At 51.0% G+C, this 341-nt stretch carries 1 protein-coding gene; it reads right to left on the bottom strand.

The annotated features are described in order from the left end of the window. On the bottom strand, positions 1–304 hold a 304-nt coding region (locus Y887_RS18005), incomplete at its 3' end, for an SNF2-related protein (protein WP_211257027.1). Positions 305–341 lie beyond the last annotated feature (37 nt).

Raw genomic sequence — 341 nt, 5'->3', positions numbered from 1 at the left:
TGTTTTTCCGGGCCACCTGCGGACTGCTAGAACCGTTCCCGCCGATTTTCTTGTGAATGGCCTGCATCTCTGGGTCGTGCGTTTCAAGTAGCACCGTGAATTCAGAGTTTAATGCACGGAACGATTTGGTGCCAAGCAAGCCAGCTTCAAGGAAGTGATACTGCATGTAAATATCAGCAGGCGAGCGTGGCAGCGGCGTACCGGAAAGGATTCGACGGGCCTTTGCCAGCCGTCCCAATTCCACAACCTTGATGGAGCGTTTGGCTGTGTTATTTTTGATACGCGTCGATTCATCAATGATCATCAAACAGCGGTACTTCTTCAGGACGGACTCAATGTGT

It is taken from the genome of Xanthomonas pisi DSM 18956 (genome assembly GCF_001010415.1).
Lineage (GTDB): Bacteria > Pseudomonadota > Gammaproteobacteria > Xanthomonadales > Xanthomonadaceae > Xanthomonas > Xanthomonas pisi.
Note: the sequence above shows the minus strand (reverse complement) of the source record. Positions and strands in the feature narration are given on the sequence as shown.